Source organism: Sphingomonas turrisvirgatae (genome assembly GCF_001721295.1).
Lineage (GTDB): Bacteria > Pseudomonadota > Alphaproteobacteria > Sphingomonadales > Sphingomonadaceae > Sphingomonas > Sphingomonas turrisvirgatae.
This window is the reverse complement of the sequence record NZ_MDDS01000046.1, coordinates 50,439-69,881: the sequence shown is the minus strand read 5'-3', so window position 1 is coordinate 69,881 and position 19,443 is coordinate 50,439. Positions and strand designations below refer to the sequence as shown.

Here is a 19,443-nt window from a genome sequence, read left to right as displayed (position 1 = left end):
GGATGGTGAATCCTGTCATTCTGTGGTTGCGGCAGGACTTGCGCCTGCACGACCAGCCGGCGCTCGTCAGCGCGGCTCAAGCTGGGCCGGTCATCCCCGTCTATGTGCTGGACGATGAGGCGCCGGGCAGATGGCGGATGGGTGCAGCGCAGCGCTGGTGGCTGCATCACGCGCTGAACGCGTTGGGCGAAGCGCTGGCGGCGAAGGGGTCGCGGCTGATCCTGCGGCGGGGTTCGGCCGTTCGCGAGTTGCAAAAGCTGGCCGACGAAACCGGCGCGAGCGCCATCCACGCGATCCGGCATTATGAGCCGTGGTGGATCGATGCAGAGGAGAAGCTTGGCGAGCGGTTGTGCCTGCATGACGGCAACCATCTGGCGCCGCTGCGCGACGTCACAACGGGATCTGGCGGGCAGTTCAAGATCTACTCGGCGTTCTGGCGTGCGCTGAGCGAGCGGATGCCGCCGGAAAAGCCGCTGCCGGTGCCGCACTCGCTCCCCGCGCCCGACCATTGGCCGTCGAGCGAAAAGCTGTCGGGCTGGGACCTGCTACCGACCAACCCCAATTGGGCCACGGGCTTTGCCCCGGACTGGACGCCGGGCGAGGCCGAGGCGCTGCGCAAGGCCAAGGACTTCGCGGAAGAGGTTGGCGACTATCCGGCACGGCGCGATATGCCGGCTGTCGAGGGCACTTCGCGGCTGTCGCCGCATCTGCATTTCGGCGAGATTTCGCCGCGGAGCCTGTGGCACGCGTTGGGCAGCGGTGCGAATGCGGCGAAGTTCCACAAGGAACTGGCGTGGCGGGACTTCACGTCGAGCCTGTTGCTGGCGATGCCCGATTATGGCGACAGGAACGGCCGGCCGGCATTCGACAAGCTGAAGTGGCGCAAGAGCGCGGCGGACCTGAAGGCGTGGCAGCAGGGCTGTACCGGCTATCCGATCGTCGACGCCGGAATGCGGCAACTCTGGACAACGGGCTGGATGCACAATCGCGTGCGGATGATCGCCGCATCCTTCCTGATCAAGCATCTGCTGATCGACTGGCGCGAGGGCGAGCGGTGGTTCTGGGACACGTTGGTCGATGCCGATTACGGCAACAACAGCGTCAATTGGCAGTGGGTGGCGGGCACTGGAGTCGATTCCAATATGTGGGGCCGGATCATGGCGCCGCTTGGCCAATCCGAGAAGTTCGATGCCGGCGATTATATCCGCCAATGGGTGCCGGAGCTGCGCGATGTGAGCGATGCGCAGATTCACGATCCGGAGGATCGGCCGAACGGCTATCCCGAGAAGATCATCGGCCATCGCGAAGCGCGGGAGCGGGCGCTGGCGGCTGGCCGCGCGATCCGTTGACATCCTGACTTGATCGCCGGGCGGGCGCGTGGTTTGAGCGCGCCATGCAGGGGGTGTTACGAAACAGGGGCCGCCGCGACGGCCGGCGCGACGGGTTGGGCGTGCGGCTCGGCGCGGCGCTGACACCGTTGCTGCACCGCCTGCTCGATCGCATCGATGCCGGGCTGGCGGAAGGCATGATCGAGGCGACGCTGCCCGGCGGCATGCAGCGAAGGCTGGGCGGACGAAAGCCCGGCCCTGTCGCGATCGTCGCGATCCGCAACTGGCGGGCATTGTGGCGGCTGGCGACCGGCGGATCGGTCGGCTGGTACGAGGCGTGGGCGGCGGGCGAATGGTCGAGCCCCGATCCGGTGCCGCTGTTCGACCTGTTCGTGCGCAATCGCGCGACGCTGGGCAATGCGGGGCGGGCGAGCGGCGCAACGCGGGTCGCCAAGCGCGCGTGGCACTGGCTGCAGCGCAACGACCGGGATGGCGCGCGGCGCAACATCGCGTACCATTATGATCTGGGCAACGATTTCTACGCGCCGTGGCTGGACGCCGGCATGACTTATTCGAGCGCGATGTTCGAGCGCCGCGGGCTGCCGCTCGAGGCGGCGCAACAGGCCAAGTTGGACGCGATCCTCGCACGCACCGCGACGGCGTCGGGCGAGCGCATCCTGGAGATCGGCTGCGGCTGGGGATCGTTCGCCGAAACCGCGGCGCGAGCAGGGCGGCGTGTCCACGGTATCACCCTGTCGATCGAACAGAAGGCGCATGTCGAGGCACGGGTCGCGGCGGCGGGGCTTGACGGCGTAACGGTCGGGCTGACCGATTATCGCGACGTGACCGGCCAGTTCGATGCGGTCGCAAGTATCGAGATGGTCGAGGCAGTCGGCGAGGCGTTTTGGCCCGACTATCTCGCGACGATCGCGCGCGTGCTGAAGCCGGGTGGGCGCGCGGCCATTCAGTATATCGCGATCGATGACGCGATCTTCGACAGCTATGCGCGCAATGTCGATTTCATTCAGGCCTATGTTTTTCCCGGGGGAATGCTGATTTCCGAGCGGCGCTTTCGAGAGATCGCCGCGCGCCATGGCCTGGCATGGGCTGACCGGACCGCGTTCGGGCCGGACTATGCCGAAACGCTGAAGCGCTGGCGCATCGCGTTCGATGCCGCAGTGGCGGCAGGGCGGATGCCAGCGGAATTCGACCCGCATTTCCTGGACTTGTGGCGCTATTATCTGATGTATTGCGAAGGCGGGTTCCGCGGCGGCGGGATCTGGGTGGCGCAAGTGACGCTGATCAAAGAATAGGAGAGCGCGATGCGGGCGGTAGCGATTGGCATGAGCGCAATGGCGCTGTTCGGATGCGCCCCGACGGGCCAGGTGGCCCCCGCGCCGACCGCCGTCACCGCCGCAGACGAGGCCCGGTTGCGACAAGCGTCGGCTGCGGTGTTGTTCTGGTCGCCGCAGCAACGGCTGCGCAACTTCCCGGCGATGGAGCGGGTCTTCCCCGGCCATGTGGTGAAGGCCGGCAGGCGCGTGAAGCCGCTGCCCGATGGCGCGCCGCTGCCGCTACCTCAGGCCGAGGTCGATGCGTTCATGGCGGCGCAGAATGTCGCTGGCCTCATCGTCGTGCAGGACGGCAAGGTGCGGCTGGAACGCTATGCGCTGGGTTATTCGCGGGAGGGGCGCTGGACCAGCTTTTCGGTTGCCAAGTCGGTCACGTCGACATTGGTCGGCGCGGCGATCCGCGACGGCTACATCAAGTCGCTCGACGATCCGGTGACGAGGTATATCCCTGAGCTGGCGGGCGGCGGCTATGACGGCGTGACGGTGCGCCAAATCCTTACCATGACGTCGGGCGTGCGCTGGAACGAGGATTATACCGACCCGAACAGCGACGTCGCCCGGATGTTCGCCGAGCCGGCACCGGCCGGAATGGATCCGACCGTCGCCTATATGCGCAAGCTTCCCCGCGCCGACCAGCCGGGGAGCAAGTTCGTCTACAAGACGGGCGAAACGAACCTGATCGGCGTGTTGGTGCGGCGCGCGACGGGCAAGCCGCTTGCGCAATATCTGAGCGAGAAGGTCTGGCGCCGCTATGGCATGGAGCGCGATGCGTTCTGGATGACCGACCAGACCGGCGCCGAGGTCAGCGGATGCTGTCTGTCGGTATCGCTGCGCGACTACGCTCGGATTGGCATGTTGACGCTGGACGGAGGCGAGGGGATCGTGCCGGCTGGCTGGTTCGCCGACGCGACCCGGACTCATGTGACGTTCCCAGGCGGCGGCTATGGCTATCAATGGTGGACGTTCCCCGGCGGCTATGCCGCGCAGGGGATATTCGGCCAGGCGATCCTGGTCGATCCGGCCAATCGCATCGTTATCGCGATCAGTGGTGCCTGGCCGAAGGCATCGGACCGCGCGCTGTCACAGGCACGACTGGCCTTTGCCATGAAGGTGCAGGCGGCGGCGACGCGCTAGGCGCGCAGTCGCTCGATCGCCTGGGCCAGCGCGACATAGAGCTTGCCCATGTCCGACGAGAGCAAGGTCACGCCAAGCGGCGAGCCGTCGCGTAACGCGAGCACCTGGCGCAGCATCGCCTCGAAATCGTGGATGTAGCGGTTGACCTGCTCGCGGAATTGCGAGTCGCCATCGTAGAGCGAAGCGATGTCACGCGCGTCGCCGCTGTCGAGCAGGCGAACGGCGCGGCGGGTGAAGACGCCGCGATCGCCCTTTAGATATGCGGCCCATGCGCTGTCGGTGACTTCGTGCGCGAACGCCTTGGTAATATCGATCGAGGCGGAATTGAGCGCTTCGACGAGCAACGAGACGCGTCGCGCGAAATTGTCCTGATCGGCCGCTTCACGCTCGGCGCGGGCTTCCTCGATCCGACGCTCGACCGCGGCCGAGGCTTCGCCGATCGTCAGCATCTGTTGCGTCAGGCGTTCGGACGCGCGGGCGGCGGCGGTGACCGACGCTTCGGCGACCTCACCCAACTCGACCAGTTGCTGGCGTACGCCGCTGTCGATCGCCCGGCGCATGGCGCTGCTGCCGGCTTGCTCAAGCTGGCGCGACGCTTCGGGGACCAGTCCGGCCAGCGTCTCGCGAGCTTGCTCGGCGGCGACCTTTGCGGTTTCGCGGATGCGGAGCAGCGCATCGACGAGTTGCGGCGCTGCCTCCTCGGCAAAGCGGCGCGCATTGCCGATCGCGCGATCCACGATCTCCTCGAGCTGATCGGTCTTTTCATGACCCGTATCCAGCGTCTCGATGAGCGAGGCCTGGGTCTTGAGCAACGTGTCACGCTGTTTGGAGACGACATCGGCAATCGCCTCGATCGCGTCATGCGTGCTCTCTGCCGCCGTGACGAGCGCGAGCAGTTCGGGCTTCGCGCTACCGATGACAGTGCGAGTCGCGGTGATGCGATCCTCGAGCCGCAGCAAGGCTTCGGGCATGGTCTCGTCGATCTCGCGCGCCGACGCATCCATCGCGGTCAACAACGCTTCGGCCGTGGCGATGACGCTGCGCGCGGTGCTGTCGCCGATGCGCAGCGTTTCGGTCATCGCGGTTGCCGAGCTGTCGAGCGCGCTGATCGAAGCGGCAAGCGCCTGAGTCCGTTCCATCCCGCCGGCATGGAGCGCGGAGAGCTGTCCGTCGGCTTGTGCGATACCGCCCGTCACCGAAGCGAGCATGATGTCGATGCGGGTCTGTTCCTCGCCCAGCTTGTCGCCGATGCGCAGGATGGTGCCCTCAACTTCGGCGACGCGGTTGCCGACCGCCTCGATGCTCTCACGCCCGGCAGCGTCCAGCGACGCCTGATTGGCGGCGAGCATCGCCAGCATCGCTTCGCCCTGGGCGGCGATGCCCTTGCGCGCCTCGTCCACCGCTGCCGCGGCGCGGTCGAGCATGGCGTCGACCGTCTCCGCCATCTGTGCGGCGACGCCCTCGAGCTTGGTACCGGCGGTCTCGCCAGTCGCCTCCATCCGGGTGATATGCGCGGCGAGCCGCGTGGCGGCGCCGCTGGCAACTTCATCCGCGATTCGTCCGCGTTCGGTCAGGGCGGAAAGCTGGGCATCCAGCGCGGCGGCGTGCTCGCTTGCCTTCATCCCCGCCGAATCGAGGGTGGCGGCCATGCCGGTCATCGTCTCATGCGCGCGCGGGAGCGACGCGAGGACGATGTTGACGCTCCTTTCGGCAGCGGCGGCACTGTCGACCAGCAGCCGCCCACTTGCCTCGATCGCGCGGGCTTCGGCGGCCATGCCATTGGAAACCGCCTGCAGTCGCTCGGCTGCGCCGTCGCCCATTGCCATCATCGCGCTGGTCTGAGCAGCGAGCGCGGCGCGATTTTCCTCGATCTTGCGGGCGAGAACCGCGACGGTGCGCTCGAGGCTGGCGGCTTCGCTGCGCATCGCGCGGGCGGTGTCGCGGAAGCGGCGGGCTTCGGATCGGCTGCTGCGCTGGGCGAGCAGCCACAGGATGCCGACAAGCGCCGGAGGCACGCAGAGCGCGGCGATGAGTTGAACCAGCTGCGCCGGCGGCTGCGGCGAGGCCAAGGTGGGGCCGAGCAGCCATCCCATGACGCCAAACCAGATGGTGACAAGACCGAGCGCCAGCACGGGCACCGCCCATTCATTGGGTGTGCGAAAGGCTTCCTCGTCTTCGGCATCTTCGGCCGGATCGTAGGAAGGATGCGCGGCGCTCGTCGGTGCCGGTTCCTCGACGAGCAGCAGCCCGTCATCCGCGACCGGCGCGAGGCCGGCAGTGTTCTTGCCCCCGTTCATTGTCCCGATCTAGCACGATTACCCGGCAAGCGACTAGCGGGGAGAAACCGCTCGTTAAGCACGCCATCCTAGACATGGCGCATGGCATATGATCCCGGTGCAATCGATGCGACGCTGGCGGCGGCAGTGGGCGACGAGCCCGGGCTGATCGCGGAGCTTCGCGAGGCGTTTCTCGATAGCGCGAAGCGTGCGTTGGCGGCGCTGAATGCTGCGGCCGATCCCGAAAGCTGGCGCGGATCGGCACTGCGCCTCAAAGGCCTGGCCGCGAGCTTTGGCGCGGTGCGGCTGATGGCGCTGGCGCAGGATGCGGCGGACGCGCCGGCAGGCGATGTCGCCGTGCTGCGCAAGTTGCAGCGGGCGGTCGACCGGCTCTAGGCTCCTTAGGTCTTCCGACTCAGTTCACGCATCGCGTCGTCCAGGCCCTCGAGAGTCAGCGGGTACATCCGGTCGTTGACCAGATCGCGCATGATGCGAATCGATTGCGAATAGCCCCATTGCGCCTCCGGAATGGGATTCAGCCAGACCGTGGCAGGATAGGTATTGGTCACCCGCTGCATCCACGCGGCGCCGGCCTCTTCGTTGAAATGCTCGACCGAGCCGCCGGGGTGGCTGATCTCATAGGGTGACATCGACGCGTCGCCGACGAAAATCACCTTATAGTCGTGGCCATATCTATGGAGGATGTCGAAGGTCGGCGTACGCTCCTGAAAGCGGCGGCGATTGTCCTTCCACACTCCTTCGTAAAGGCAGTTGTGGAAGTAGAAGAATTCCAGATTCTTGAACTCGGCGGTAGCGGCGCTGAACAGCTCTTCGCACAGCTTGACCCACGGATCCATTGAGCCGCCGACGTCGAGAAACAGCAGCAGCTTGACCGCATTGTGGCGTTCGGGCCGCATCCGAATGTCGAGCCAGCCCTGGCGCGCGGTGCCCGCGATGGTCGCGTCGATATCCAGCTCGTCCGCTGCACCTTCGCGGGCAAAGCGGCGCAGGCGGCGCATTGCGACCTTGATGTTGCGGGTGCCGAGCTCGCGAGTCGAATCGAGGTTCTTGAACTCGCGCTGGTCCCAGACTTTCAGCGCGCGCTTGTTCCTGCTCTCGCCGCCGATGCGCACGCCTTCAGGGTTGTAGCCCGAATTACCGTAAGGTGAGGTGCCGCCCGTCCCGATCCACTTGTTGCCGCCCTGGTGGCGGCCCTGCTGCTCCTCGAGCCGCTTCTTGAGCGTCTCCATGATCTCGTCCCACGAGCCGAGCGACTTGATCGCCTCCATCTCTTCGGCGGTGAGATATTTCTCTGCGATGGCCTTAAGCCAATCCTCGGGCAAGTCGGCATTCTCGACGCCGTAGCTGGATGCGATGCCGCGAAACACCTTGGCGAACACCTGGTCGAAACGGTCGAGCAGGCCTTCGTCCTTCACGAAGGTAGCGCGAGCGAGATAGTAGAAAGCCTCGGGCGTGCGATCGATCACATCCCTGTCCAGCGCTTCCAGCAGCACCAGATGCTCCTTCAGGCTGGCCGGGATGCCAGCGGCGCGCAGTTCGTCGACGAAGGAAAAGAACATCGCTGGCTACCTCTCCGCGCGTTCGTAGAGCTTCCAATGGGTGCCGGAAAGGCCTTGGGCGAAGGCGCCGGCGATCCCGCGATAGCGCGCGCCGCAATGCGAGGGGGTAGCGGGGAAGGGGGCATCCCCGTCACGCTCGAGGAACAGGAAGCGAGCGGCCGGGCACGACTGGCGGATGGTGAGTGGATAGCGGGCGCTGGCGGCCGCGGCGCGCAGTGTCGCTTCGGAGCGCGAGTGATCGAGTGCGAGATCCGCGGTCCCGGTGCGGGCGGCGATAGCGGCAATGGCCTGAGCGGGGTCAGCACGGCGGCCCTCGATCAGGGGGGCAGTGCCCCACGCCATCAGCAGCAGGGTTGCGGCGGCGAACAGAAGGGGCAGGACGCGCTTCCCCTGCGCAAAGCTGTTACCGAGCAGAAGGGCCAACAGCAGCAGCGCACCCGTGGCCGGGATCAGATAGAGCCGTGCAAAACCAGCATTGGGCATTTGGGCGGCCAACACCAGAAGCGGCGGCGCGAGCAGGCAGGCATAGCCACATGCGGCGAGCCGTCCCTGGGGGATGCCGAGCAGCATGGCGGCAGGCGCGATGATGGCGACCGCAGACCAAATGCCGCCGAACGCATAGCGAAAGGCGTGCACCAGGCCTGCGCCGAGTTGGATGAACGTGAACGGCTCCGCGGCCCCGAAGGCCATGCCGCCGCTGCGCCACGCCGGTATGAAGATCAGCGCGAGCGCGATAGCCGCCGCCATCGCGGCGAGTCCCCACAGCCTTGCCAGCATGCCGAACAGCTGGGCTCGCTGCTGACGCAGCTGCCACAACGACCAGAGGCCGAGCGCGACGAGGCCGAACGCCATTGTGAGGTGGGCCAGCAGGCCGAGCAGGGCGGCAATGGCAAGCGCGATGGCGGGTGGCGGTGTGGCAGGGTGTGCAAGCCAGCGGTCCACCAGATCGGCCGCGCACATCAAGGCAAGCAACATCGGCGCATAGCCGCGCGCTTCCGAGCCATAGGTCACGAGCAGCGGCGAAAGCGCGAGGAACAGGGCGGTCAGGATCGCAGTGCCAGCATTGCGGCGTGCGCCGATGCGCGCGGCGATCAGGATGGTGACGGTGCCGGCCACGATCGACAGCGCGCGCTGAAGCATGGGCGGCCCGCTCTGTCCCACCAGCTGCAACCATAGCGAGTTGAGATGATGGTTGTTGTCGTGATTGATGTTGAGGAAGATGCCGAGTGGGGTGCCGGCCTCCTGCGCCATCACCGCCGACCAAGCTTCGTCGAGCCACAGCCCGCCCTGTGCGGCCGCCATCCGCAGCGCGAGGCCGAACACGGCAATGGCCACGACGGTCCACTTGGCGCGACGCTCGATGATCTCCCCCATTGCCACAGCTATCGGGCGGCGCGACGCAGCTGGCAAGGCGGCTTTACACGACTCGCAGCCCTTCCTATCGACCCGCCATGACAGGCCCCAGCGAATCCATTCTCATCGTCGATTTCGGTAGTCAGGTGACTCAGCTGATCGCGCGGCGCGTGCGCGAGGCGGGGGTCTATAGCGAGATCGCGCCCTTCAACGCCGCCGCCGAGGCGTTCGAGCGGATGCGCCCGGGCGGCGTGATCCTGTCCGGATCTCCGGCATCGGTGCTGGACGCGGACTCGCCGCGTGTACCCGATACGATCTTCGAGAGCGGACTGCCCGTGCTGGGTATCTGCTACGGCCAGCAGGTGATGATGCAGCAGCTGGGCGGCCAGGTTCAGCTTGGTGATAGCGGCGAGTTCGGACGGGCGTTCATCGAGATCGCCGATGGCTGCGCGCTGTTCGACGGGCTGTGGACCGAGGGCGATAGGCACCAGGTATGGATGAGCCATGGCGACAAGGTTACGAACCTGGCGCCCGGTTTCCGCCCGGTGGCGGCCAGCCCTGGCGCGCCCTTTGCCGTGATCGCCGACGACAAGCGGCGCTACTACGCCATGCAGTTCCACCCCGAGGTGGTTCACACGCCCGACGGCGGAAAGCTGCTGGCCAATTTCGTGCGGCATGTCTGCGGCCTCAAGGGCGACTGGACGATGGCGGAGTTCCGCCAGACCAAGATCGAGGAAATCCGCAAGCAAGTGGGATCCGGCCGTGTGATCTGCGGCCTGTCGGGCGGTGTCGATTCGGCGGTGGCGGCGGTGCTGATCCATGAAGCGATCGGCGAGCAGCTGACCTGCGTGTTCGTCGACCATGGCCTAATGCGGTCGGGTGAGGCGGATCAGGTCGTGTCGCTGTTCCGCGGACACTATAATATCCCGCTGGTGCATGTGAACGCCGAGACGCTGTTCATGAACGGGCTGGCCGGAGTCACCGATCCCGAAGCCAAGCGCAAGTTCATCGGCAAGACCTTCATCGACGTGTTCGAAGCCGAAGCCAAGAAGATCGGCGGGGCCGAGTTCCTGGCGCAGGGCACACTCTACCCCGACGTGATCGAGAGCGTGTCGTTCACTGGCGGTCCATCGGTCACCATCAAGAGCCACCACAATGTCGGCGGTCTGCCCGAGCGGATGAACATGAAGCTGGTCGAGCCGCTGCGCGAGCTGTTCAAGGACGAGGTGCGCGCGCTCGGCCGGGAGCTGGGCCTGCCGGACGTGTTCGTCGGGCGGCACCCGTTCCCGGGGCCGGGCCTTGCGATCCGTATCCCGGGCGAGGTGACCAAGGAACGCTGCGACATCCTGCGCAAGGCAGATGCCGTGTATCTGGAGGAAATCCGCAACGCCGGGCTGTATGACGCGATCTGGCAGGCGTTTGCGGTGCTGCTGCCGGTGAAGACCGTCGGCGTGATGGGCGACGGGCGCACTTATGACAGCGTATGCGGCCTGCGCGGAGTGACGTCGACCGACGGCATGACGGCGGACGTCTACCCCTTCGATGCCAGCTTCCTGACGCGTGTCGCGACACGGATCGTCAACGAGGTGAAGGGCGTCAATCGCGTGGTCTATGACTATACGTCGAAGCCGCCCGGCACGATCGAGTGGGAATGATTCGAGGCCATTTTTGGCTATCGCGATCAATCGGCGTTTAACCATCAAAACATTGAAATAAAAAGATTATCTCACGTTATCTATCGGGATCAATCGCGGAGCAGCGGTTGGCTCTGGCGTCATGCTCGACGGTATCCGGCAAACTTGCACTTGGCCCAATCCAGCGATACCGTCAGAGGTATTGAAGCCAGTGACGGTATTTTTTACGCACTAAACTATTGTAAATCAAACGATAATGTCGGCGAAAATGGCCGAAAATCGCCTGACGGTATTTTGCGTAAAGGAGGTCGGTATGCTCACCGATGTTGCCCTTAAGAACCTGAAACCACGCGAGAAAGCCTACAAAGTCACGGACCGTGACGGCCTTTATGTCCAGGTCTCAACCTCCGGGACGCTGACGTTTCGGCTGGACTACCGGCTGCATGGGCGGCGCGAGACGCTAACGCTTGGGAAATACGGTCCCTCCGGTTTGTCCCTTGCTCGAGCCCGTGAAGCGACGATCGACGCTAAACGTGCCGTCTTCGAAGGCAGGTCTCCGGCCCAGGAAAAACAACGCGACAAACGCCGGATCAAGGAGGCCAAGAGCTTCGGTGAGTTTGGAGAGCGCTGGTTGGTGAAGGCGCCGATGGCTGACAGCACCCGCGCGATGCGGCGTTCGATCTTCGAACGAGAGCTTCTGCCAGTCTGGAAGAACCGGCTGTTGACTGAAATCACGCCGGATGACCTGCGCGCCCACTGCGGCAAGATCGTTGATCGCGGCGCACCGGCGACTGCTATCCATGTCCGCGACATCCTCAAGCAGATCTACGGGTTTGCGATCTTGCACGGCGAGAAGGTTGCCAATCCGGCCGACGATGTCGGCCCCGCCTCGATCGCGACGTTCGTTCCAAAGGACCGGTCGCTGTCGCCGACGGAAATTCGCGTGATGCTCAAGCAGCTCGACCATGTGGCGACGCTGCCAACGATCCGACTCGGGATGCGCCTCTTCCTGCTGACAATGGTGCGCAAGAGCGAGCTGCAGGATGCGGTCTGGGACGAGGTGGACTTCGAGAACGCCGTGTGGACGATCCCCAAGGAGCGCATGAAGCGATCCAAGGCGCATAACGTCTATCTCTCGCAGCAATGCCTCGACATTATGATCGCGTTGAAGACTTGCGCGGGCAACTCGCGCTACCTTCTGCCGTCTCGGTATGATGCGGATGCGCCGATGTCCCGGGCGACCTTCAATCGCGTCACCTACGCCGTCGTGGAGCGCGCGCAGAAGGAAGGCTTACCGCTGGAGCCGTTCACGGTACATGACTTGCGCCGGACTGGATCGACCCTGCTCAATGAACTGGGGTTCAACAGTGACTGGATCGAAAAGTGCCTGGCCCATGAAGATGGGCGGTCCTCGCGCGGCGTCTACAACAAGGCGGAGTACGAGCACCAGCGGCGGCATATGATGCAGGAATGGTCTGATATCATCGACGCCTGGGTGGCAGGGCAGAAGCGCGTGCCGGTCCTGATTCCGCCCTCGATGCCGATGCTCGCGCCTGATCCGGCGCTTTGACGGGACGCGCCTTACGCTTGCGCACATCGGGATGCGGCGCCCGGTCGATTGGCGATCGCCGGGCTGTCGCCAGGCGATCGGTCAGCCAGGCTTCGACCTCGGCCAGATCCCACACCACACAGCGTGGGGTGAGCGCAAAGCGACGAGGGAATTCGCCGCGCTGTTCCATCTCATAGATGGTGGTGTCGGCCAGCGGTACGATCTGCCGAAGCTCATGGCGGCGGATCATCCGCTTTTTGAGGGCCTCAGATTTCGTCGACATAACTCTACTCCAACGAGATTGGCGTCTGATGCCGATTGGAGCCGATAGACCCGACATGAAAAGAGCGAACGCACCGGCGTAGGGCTCGCGGCGGCAATGGCGTACAAATCGGCGGGCTCGTTCTGGTTGTCCCTTGGCCCTTAGTCATGCGCAGGACGCAGTCCGTCGAGCGGAGCGACGACGTCAACAAACTGCCGGCGCAGGCTTGCCAGTCCGATTGCCGGAGCCAGGTCTTGCCAATCCGAAAGGCCGCGTATCGTGCGTAGATCAATAAATTGAAGTGAAGAAGCAGTCGCCCGTAATCCTGCGCCAGCTTAACTGCTCAATCTTGAACTCCCGACCGAAGTTGCATCGTCACCTCCCGTTCCATACAGACCGTATTTCGGTGTCGGCCACAGCAGCGTCTCCTCAAGTCAAGACGCCGTTATGGTAATTCGGTAGCTACCCCAAAGGCGACATTAGGGCATGACAGGTCGAGGGATCACTGATTTGTTCCGATAGACGTGGTCGAGGAATCCGTTGCCAATCCTTGATAGGTCGATTCCTGCCACCCGAGTCCGAGTGATTTTTGTATGGCGATATAACTTGCCGTAAGAGCCGCAACCGCACTTTGAAGGTTTGATGCAGCAAGCACTTTCTGACGACCGGACTCGAGTGCGTCACTGCGGGAAATCACCTGTCGCTGGAAGCGTTGTTGTGTCAAAATGTCTGACTCGTCAGCCGATCGCTTGATCTCGGCGAGCGCTGCCACATTGCGACGTTGCTGTGCAAAGCGCGCGAGCGAATTCTCGGCGTCCTGGAACGCACCTAGAACGACCTGTCGATACTGTGCCTCAGCTTCGTCTCGTCCAGCGCGCGCTTGCGTTATCTGGGCCGAAGTTCGTCCAAAATCGAGCAACCCCCATTGTAGCTGGGGCACGGCAATGTTGGAGATATTTCCCAGATCGACCAGGTCTCCGACAGACGTTCCGCCGATGCCTAGGATCCCCATAAAGCTGATCTTTGGAAAACGCGCTGCTTCAGCGACGCCAATCCGGGCGGTCGTGGCCGCCAGATTGCGCTCGGCGGCGCGTATGTCGGGTCGACGGCGAAGGAGAGAGGCGGGATCGCCGATGGCGACGACCTGTGGCGGCAAGGGGACGTCACGCGGGACAGCCAGCAAGGAATCGAGCCTCCCTGGCGCCTCCCCTGCAAGTACGGCGAGCGCATTAAGATAAATTCCAATCTCCGCCTCAGCCGTAGCGAGATCGCCGTTGGTAGCCTGAATGGCGCGGTTCGCCTGACCAATGGCAAAGGCCGGCACCGTGCCCTGCTGAAAGCGTTGCCGAGCGAGGTCTAGCTGCTGCTTCTGCAGGTCCAGCCCCCCACGAAGTGCAGCGGCGCGCTGCTGCCGGTCCCGCAGATTCGTATAACTTTGCGCAACGTCGGCTGCGAGTTGAACGTGTGCATCTGCCGCGTTGTAGGAAGCCGCTGCGGCTAGTGCGTTAGCGGATTCTATTTTTCGGATCTGGCCTCCTGCAAGATCGATTTCCCAATTTGCGTTCAGGCCGAGATTGAAAAACTGGAGAGAGGAATCCGCGTCCTGGGAAGGGGGCGCTGCGCCGTTCCCCTGAGCCGACTGCAGATCGATCCCGGGAAGGTCGGCGAAGATTCCGGTCGCTTGTGCCCCAGCTTTCGGAAAGCGGTTAGCGCGCTCCTGGCGCACGGATGCACGCGCCTGACGGAGCCGCGCCTGGGCGACATCGATCGACGGATTCGCTGCAAGTGCGCGTCGCTCAAGCTCGTTCAGGACCGGATCTTGAAGAGCCGTCCACCACTCAGCAACTGCGGGGTCATTGGTGCTCGTACTCGCGGTCTGGCGCACGAACTTGGATTGGGGGGCGGCGCGACCCAACCCCGGCGGTCCGGCGTAGTCCGGGCCAACGACACATCCGCCGAGCAGCAAGGGGGCGAGAACGAGACCTCTGAAGTTTGTCATCGCAGCCTCAATGCATCGCCATGGACTGCCCTTTGGGCAGCGGGCGCAGGAACAAAACGAGTGGAAGCGTGGCCAGTGTCGCAAGCGCCATCGCCAGGAAAATGTCATTGTACGTCATGATGAAGGCCTGCTGCTGAATGGTCCCGGCAAGCGACTGAAGGGCGGCGTCCATCTGGCCGAACGTCCTGGCCATGCCGGCGAGATAATCCTGCAACCTTGGGTCGTTTGCCCAAAGGGTCTCTTCCATCCGCCGGCTATGGAGCGACATTCGCTGGTCCTGAAAGGAGGCCAGGGCGGCCAAAGCGAACGACCCGCCGAGATTTCGTGCGGCATTGAAGATGCCTGATGCATCACCGGCATCCTCCTTGCTGACCGAAGCGATAGTGGCCTGGTTCAGGAACAGCATGGTGAGGATCATGCCGACACCACGCAGTAACTGTCCGGCGGTAAAGGCTTCTCCGGCAGATTCCGCGGTGAGGCTGGTGTTGACGAGGCAGCTGGCGGCCATGAGCGCAAGGCCTGTGCCGACGGCGAGCCTGATATCGACGACGCGGATAAGCAGCGGGATGACGGGCATCAGCAAGAAGGCAGGCACACCCATGAGGAAAATCACCTGACCCGTCTCAAGGGCGTTATAGTCAGCGATCAGCGCGAGGAATTGCGGGATGACGAAGGTCGAGCCGTACATCACCATGCCCAGCGCCAGCGCCATGACGACGACGCTGCCGAATTGTCGATTCATCACGATCCGCAGCTTAAGCACAGGCTTGGCGGCCCTGAGTTGTCCGATACCCAACATGACAAAACCAATCAGGGTCATGATCGTCAGCCGGACGATGTACGTCGATTCAAACCATTCTTCACGGTGCCCTTCCTCAAGCACGACCGTCAGTCCTCCCAGGCCGAGGATCATGCCGACGATCCCGAACCAGTCCGCCTCGCGGAAATAGACCCAGTTCGTTTTCTCGTGCGGCAGGCCGAGAAGCAGCAGCAGCAAGAGCAGACCGCAGACCGGCACGTTCACGAAGAAGGCATAATGCCAGCTCAGATTTTCCGTGAGCCAGCCTCCGAGCAGGGGGCCAAGAACCGGACCCAGGATGACGGTCATTCCAAAAAGGGCCATGCCGATCGGCTGTTGCGATGGCGGGAGGCGCTTTGCGACGATCGTCATCGCTGTCGGGATGAGCACGCCGCCCGTGAACCCCTGACCCGCCCTTCCGACGATCATTGTCATCAGATCCGTAGCGGTGCCGCACAGGACCGAGAATCCTGTAAAAGAGGTCACCGAGATGAGGAGAAGTGTCCTCAACCCCAAAAGCCGTTCCAGCCACGCGCTCAGCGGTATGATGATGATCTCGGCAACGAGAAAAGCCGTGGCGATCCACGTTCCTTCCGTGCCGGTCGCTCCGATCTCCCCTTGGATAGTCGGCAGCGCCGAGTTGACGATCGAGATGTCGAGTGTCGCGAGCAGCGCGCCCAGCGCGCCGGCCGCGACCGCGATCCAGGCCGTCGAGTCGGCTCGCTCGGCGCGTAACGTCCCCGGAGATGCAGCAACCGTCGCCACGCTCAGCGCTTCCGACTTACGGCCTGCCGAATTCTCTCCAGGTCGCCTTTGGCCGAACGGGTATCGACAGTAATGCCGACCGACATTCCGGGAACCAGAAGGGGCCTGACTTCGGGCGGCGCATCGATCGCGATACGGACGGGCACGCGCTGAACGATCTTCGTGAAGTTGCCGGTCGCGTTTTGCGGCGGGAGCACGGAGAACTGGGCACCTGTGCCCGGTGCGAAGCTGGCAACCCGCCCTTTCAGCTCGACCCCGGGGAGCGCGTCGACGTCAATGCTGACGGGCTGGCCGACTCGCATGAGACCTAGCTGCGTCTCTTTAAAATTGGCCTCGATGAAGAGGCGCTCCACCGGCACCAGCGTCATCAGGCGCGTTCCGGGCTGTACGAACTGCCCTACCCGGACAGCGAGATCGCCGACGCGACCATCGATCGCTGCCTTGAGCAACGTCGCTTCGGTGTTCACACGCGCGGCTGAGAGCTGAGCACGAGCAGCTTCGGCCTGCGATTGCGCCTGTCGTACCTGGGCACCAAGCGTGCCAACGCGCCTTTCTGCTGCGGTAAGGCCGGCCTGAGCAGCATTGGCGCGCTCATCTGCCTGTCGTGCTTGCGTCTGAAGCTGGGCAAATCGCTCGCCTGGCTCTGCGCCAGACGCCGCCAGCGGCTGATAGCGCGCAACCTGCTGCCGCGCGAAGGCGGCCTCGGCGCGCGCCGAGGCCGCCTGAGCACGCGCCTGGACGATTGTCGCCTGCTGTTCAGCGATCTGCGAACGGCTCGTCTCGACCGCAGCTTTCGCTGTGTCGATCTGGCTGGTGATCTGCTCGCTTTGGGCTCGATATTCGCGAGGGTCTAGTTCTGCCAACTGCTGCCCTTTGCGGACCGCTTGGTTCGCGCTGACAAACACGCGCTCGACATATCCGGCAACTTTCGGGGCCACCACGACAGAGTCCGCCGCCACATAAGCGTTGTCGGTTTTCTGCATGAACTTGCCGCGGTTCTGATGGTCAAAATACCATACCAACCCCGCTCCCACGATAGCGACCGCGACAACCAACAGCGCCAGCCGAACCCGTACCGACTTGAGCGGACCAGCGGGCCGCTCGCCGACATCGTCATAGTCGCCTGAACCGACTGTGGGATCTTCCACCATTCTATTCCCGATCAACTCTCGATTCAAAGAGCCGAGGGACTTGCCACGGCGGCCAAGCTTCGGCAATACCACATTATATGGAACCTCACCAATCGGGTATACGTGGGATCGCAACCACCTTCGGCTGGACCTGGTACAGGATGCGGCGGCTGATCGATGCCTATCTTGCCTGTCAGGGTGCATCGATGGCCCAACTAAAACTGCTCGCGTATCTCGCGGAACAACCCCGCCGCTCCACCGATATTGCGAGCTTTTTCGATCAGGCGCCCCGCACTGTTACTCAGGCGATCGACGCGCTCGAGCAAAATGGTCTCGTGTCACGATCGCCTGCTCCGGACGATCGCCGGTCCAAACTGGTGCAGATCACAGACGCCGGCCGGGCCACGTTGGGACTGGCCATGCCGCTCTACGACGACATCGTAGGGCAGACCTTCGGAAGCCTGACAGCGGATGAACTCGAGGGTCTCGACGCAGCGATCAAACATTTGAACCGGCTCGTCGACCAACTGGAGACGAAGGCCAGCGTTCCCGAGACCCAAGTTCCCGCCCCGAAAAGCCGGGCGCATGATTGATCTAGCTCCTCACGATGAAACCGATACGACCGCTCTAAAAGAAAGGGAGCGGTTCGCGCAGATTCTCGTCCTGTTCGGCCGGCACGGTCTCAAGGGGCTGGCCGCTCGGTTGGGTCTGGGGGCGGGGGGGGGCGAGCCGCTTGAAGATACCCGGCCGGAAGCGATCGTCGCGCTTTTGCGGGATATCGGCCCTGTCGCGGTCAAATTCGGACAGATCCTCGCGATGCGAAGCGACCTTCTGGAGCCGGCATGGGTCGATGCCCTTTCAAAACTGCAGGACCGCGTTCCTCCGCTTCCTTTCGCGGCCGTGCAACCGCTGATCGAGGAGGCGATCGGCGGCCCAATCGAAACAAGTTTCAGCCACTTTGAAACCGAAGCGCTTGCGGCAGGCTCGATCGCTCAGGCGCATGCTGCGACGCTGCTCGACGGGCGGGACGTCATCGTCAAGATTCGCCGCCCAGGCATCGAGCGGATCGTCGATGCCGATCTTCGGCTCTTGCGAAGACTGGCCCGGGTTGCGGAGCGCCGTATCCCCGAGATCGCAAGACTGAAGCCGGACGAGTTGCTGCGCCATTTCGCCGAGAGCCTCGCCCGGGAGATGGACCTCAGCGCAGAAGCGCGCGCCAGCGACGCGATCGGTGAATATCTTAAAACCTACGGGGTTCGGACCGCGCGCTTCGATTGGGAGCTTTCGGGTAGGCGAGTGAACATCCAGGAGCGGCTCCGCGGATTTCCCGCAAGCGACCTGGACGCGGCACGCCGAAGTGATCTGGATCTGGCTACGCTTGCCAGCACCTATGCGCAGGCGATCCTGCGCATGATCATCATCAACGGTCACTTCCACGCCGATCCGCATCCCGGCAACGTCTTCTTCCTTGAAGACGGGACGCTTGGCCTGATCGATTTCGGGGCCGTGGGCACCCTCCTGCCTAGGCGCCGGGAGGAACTCGTTCGGCTTGGCCTCGCGATCGCTTCGGAGGACACCGGCGGTGTCGTCGATATCCTTATGCTCTGGGCCGGTGATCCGGACGTGGAGCGGGTCCGGCTCGAAGAGGCAATGGCCGAACTGATCGACCGCTTCAGCAACGTCCTGCTCGATCAGATTGACCTCGCCGACATTTTTCAGATGGTATTCGCGATTCTGCGCGACTTTCATCTCGCGCTTCCGCCTGACCTCGCTTTGGTGCTCCGGACCTTGCTGACCGCCGAGGGGTTCGTCCGGCGCATCGATCCGGCATTCGACATTGCTCGCGAGCTTGCTCCCATAGCAAAGGAATTGATGCGGGAGCGGGCGAGCCCTGCCCGGCTGCGCGGTGAGGCGGGCAAGCTGCTCGCAGCGCTCGGACGAGCGGTTCTGTCAACGCCGAACCTCGTCGGACAGATCGAGAAGGTTGCGCGAACCGGCTCAATCACCGTCAGTATCGCGCCCAAGGACCTTGAGCGTTTACGCGGAAGGGAGCGTGCCGGCAGGGGTACTCCGCAGCTCTATCCTGCCACCCTCGCGATCTGCGCCGCGATAGTGTTTTCCTCGCAGCCTCTCCTGGCGGGACTGTTGGCTTTCGGCGCTGTTGCACTGGCCGTTTTCGAAGGTGTGAGGCGGCGTTGAGCGCGGCGCACGCAGAGCAGCCCGCGAAGCATCGCGCCTGGCGCGACGGGTCTCGGGATTCCTAGCTCCCGATGGAAACGCAT

At 63.9% G+C, this 19,443-nt stretch carries 15 protein-coding genes; 8 read left to right on the top strand and 7 right to left on the bottom strand.

The window, feature by feature from the left end:
• Positions 1 to 2: 2 nt before the first annotated feature.
• From BFL28_RS14870 to BFL28_RS14860, 3 genes are read left to right on the top strand one after another with little or no spacing between them, the layout of a single operon-like run.
• Positions 3 to 1,349: a cryptochrome/photolyase family protein gene (locus tag BFL28_RS14870; RefSeq protein WP_069321323.1), complete on the top strand. Its 1,347-nt coding sequence runs from the start codon at positions 3 to 5 to the stop codon at positions 1,347 to 1,349.
• A gap of 44 nt (positions 1,350 to 1,393) precedes the next feature.
• Complete coding sequence (locus tag BFL28_RS14865; RefSeq protein WP_069321322.1) at positions 1,394 to 2,641, top strand: SAM-dependent methyltransferase; 1,248 nt, start codon at positions 1,394 to 1,396, stop codon at positions 2,639 to 2,641.
• Between the two features lie 9 nt (positions 2,642 to 2,650).
• Entirely contained in the window at positions 2,651 to 3,814 is a 1,164-nt protein-coding gene (locus BFL28_RS14860; RefSeq protein WP_241527353.1) for a serine hydrolase domain-containing protein, read from the top strand.
• Here BFL28_RS14860 and BFL28_RS14855 read toward each other — a convergent pair.
• Entirely contained in the window at positions 3,811 to 6,111 is a 2,301-nt protein-coding gene (locus tag BFL28_RS14855) for a coiled-coil domain-containing protein (RefSeq protein ID WP_069321320.1), read from the bottom strand. The two genes, BFL28_RS14860 and BFL28_RS14855, sit on opposite strands and share 4 nt — an antisense overlap.
• Positions 6,112 to 6,192: 81 nt before the next feature.
• Between BFL28_RS14855 and BFL28_RS14850 the strand changes: the two genes are divergently transcribed.
• On the top strand, positions 6,193 to 6,486 hold the full coding sequence (locus tag BFL28_RS14850; protein WP_069321319.1) for a hypothetical protein: 294 nt from the start codon (positions 6,193 to 6,195) through the stop codon (positions 6,484 to 6,486).
• Positions 6,487 to 6,491: 5 nt separating this feature from the next.
• On the opposite strand, the gene BFL28_RS14845 is transcribed toward BFL28_RS14850, so the two are convergent.
• The gene (locus BFL28_RS14845; protein WP_069321318.1) at positions 6,492 to 7,670 is read right to left on the bottom strand and encodes a vWA domain-containing protein; all 1,179 of its coding nucleotides are present in this window, start codon (positions 7,668 to 7,670) and stop codon (positions 6,492 to 6,494) included.
• A gap of 6 nt (positions 7,671 to 7,676) precedes the next feature.
• A complete protein-coding gene (locus tag BFL28_RS14840) occupies positions 7,677 to 9,044 on the bottom strand; it encodes a hypothetical protein (protein WP_069321317.1) in 1,368 nt (455 codons plus the stop codon).
• 77 nt (positions 9,045 to 9,121) lie between these two features.
• Here BFL28_RS14840 and guaA point away from each other — a divergent pair, with 77 nt between their 5' ends.
• Together guaA and BFL28_RS14830 are read left to right on the top strand one after the other, a co-directional pair.
• Positions 9,122 to 10,678, top strand: coding sequence for a glutamine-hydrolyzing GMP synthase (gene guaA, locus BFL28_RS14835; protein ID WP_069321316.1), 1,557 nt, complete (start codon positions 9,122 to 9,124; stop codon positions 10,676 to 10,678).
• 292 nt (positions 10,679 to 10,970) lie between these two features.
• Positions 10,971 to 12,227 carry a tyrosine-type recombinase/integrase gene (locus BFL28_RS14830; protein ID WP_011157759.1) on the top strand — a complete coding sequence of 419 codons (1,257 nt, stop codon included), beginning with the start codon at positions 10,971 to 10,973 and terminating at the stop codon, positions 12,225 to 12,227.
• On the opposite strand, the gene BFL28_RS20290 is transcribed toward BFL28_RS14830, so the two are convergent.
• The 4 genes from BFL28_RS20290 to BFL28_RS14815 all read right to left on the bottom strand — a co-directional run bounded on the left by BFL28_RS20290 (position 12,139) and on the right by BFL28_RS14815 (position 17,182).
• Positions 12,139 to 12,456, bottom strand: coding sequence for a helix-turn-helix transcriptional regulator (locus BFL28_RS20290; RefSeq protein ID WP_241527352.1), 318 nt, complete (start codon positions 12,454 to 12,456; stop codon positions 12,139 to 12,141). The two genes, BFL28_RS14830 and BFL28_RS20290, sit on opposite strands and share 89 nt — an antisense overlap.
• A 514-nt stretch (positions 12,457 to 12,970) precedes the next feature.
• Positions 12,971 to 14,467, bottom strand: coding sequence for an efflux transporter outer membrane subunit (locus tag BFL28_RS14825; protein WP_069321315.1), 1,497 nt, complete (start codon positions 14,465 to 14,467; stop codon positions 12,971 to 12,973).
• A gap of 7 nt (positions 14,468 to 14,474) precedes the next feature.
• Positions 14,475 to 16,031: an MDR family MFS transporter gene (locus BFL28_RS14820; protein WP_069321314.1), complete on the bottom strand. Its 1,557-nt coding sequence runs from the start codon at positions 16,029 to 16,031 to the stop codon at positions 14,475 to 14,477.
• A gap of 2 nt (positions 16,032 to 16,033) precedes the next feature.
• Complete coding sequence (locus tag BFL28_RS14815) at positions 16,034 to 17,182, bottom strand: HlyD family secretion protein (RefSeq protein WP_069321313.1); 1,149 nt, start codon at positions 17,180 to 17,182, stop codon at positions 16,034 to 16,036.
• A gap of 140 nt (positions 17,183 to 17,322) precedes the next feature.
• Here BFL28_RS14815 and BFL28_RS14810 point away from each other — a divergent pair, with 140 nt between their 5' ends.
• The gene (locus BFL28_RS14810; protein WP_158011661.1) at positions 17,323 to 17,754 is read left to right on the top strand and encodes a MarR family winged helix-turn-helix transcriptional regulator; all 432 of its coding nucleotides are present in this window, start codon (positions 17,323 to 17,325) and stop codon (positions 17,752 to 17,754) included.
• Positions 17,747 to 19,360, top strand: a complete 1,614-nt coding sequence (locus tag BFL28_RS14805; protein WP_069321311.1) for an ABC1 kinase family protein — start codon at positions 17,747 to 17,749, stop codon at positions 19,358 to 19,360. Before BFL28_RS14810 ends, BFL28_RS14805 begins: the two co-directional genes overlap by 8 nt.
• Positions 19,361 to 19,443: the final 83 nt, after the last annotated feature.

Excerpts from the sequence above, each read along its gene's own strand:
- BFL28_RS14870 (WP_069321323.1), top strand. The coding sequence starts at position 3 with ATGGTGAATCCTGTCATTCTGTGGTTGCGGCAGGACTTGCGCCTGCAC.
- BFL28_RS14865 (WP_069321322.1), top strand. The coding sequence starts at position 1,394 with ATGCAGGGGGTGTTACGAAACAGGGGCCGCCGCGACGGCCGGCGCGAC.
- BFL28_RS14860 (WP_241527353.1), top strand. The coding sequence starts at position 2,651 with ATGCGGGCGGTAGCGATTGGCATGAGCGCAATGGCGCTGTTCGGATGC.
- BFL28_RS14855 (WP_069321320.1), bottom strand. The coding sequence starts at position 6,111 with ATGAACGGGGGCAAGAACACTGCCGGCCTCGCGCCGGTCGCGGATGAC.
- BFL28_RS14850 (WP_069321319.1), top strand. The coding sequence starts at position 6,193 with ATGGCATATGATCCCGGTGCAATCGATGCGACGCTGGCGGCGGCAGTG.
- BFL28_RS14845 (WP_069321318.1), bottom strand. The coding sequence starts at position 7,670 with ATGTTCTTTTCCTTCGTCGACGAACTGCGCGCCGCTGGCATCCCGGCC.
- BFL28_RS14840 (WP_069321317.1), bottom strand. The coding sequence starts at position 9,044 with ATGGGGGAGATCATCGAGCGTCGCGCCAAGTGGACCGTCGTGGCCATT.
- guaA (WP_069321316.1), top strand. The coding sequence starts at position 9,122 with ATGACAGGCCCCAGCGAATCCATTCTCATCGTCGATTTCGGTAGTCAG.
- BFL28_RS14830 (WP_011157759.1), top strand. The coding sequence starts at position 10,971 with ATGCTCACCGATGTTGCCCTTAAGAACCTGAAACCACGCGAGAAAGCC.
- BFL28_RS20290 (WP_241527352.1), bottom strand. The coding sequence starts at position 12,456 with ATGATCCGCCGCCATGAGCTTCGGCAGATCGTACCGCTGGCCGACACC.
- BFL28_RS14825 (WP_069321315.1), bottom strand. The coding sequence starts at position 14,467 with ATGACAAACTTCAGAGGTCTCGTTCTCGCCCCCTTGCTGCTCGGCGGA.
- BFL28_RS14815 (WP_069321313.1), bottom strand. The coding sequence starts at position 17,182 with ATGGTGGAAGATCCCACAGTCGGTTCAGGCGACTATGACGATGTCGGC.
- BFL28_RS14810 (WP_158011661.1), top strand. The coding sequence starts at position 17,323 with ATGCGGCGGCTGATCGATGCCTATCTTGCCTGTCAGGGTGCATCGATG.
- BFL28_RS14805 (WP_069321311.1), top strand. The coding sequence starts at position 17,747 with ATGATTGATCTAGCTCCTCACGATGAAACCGATACGACCGCTCTAAAA.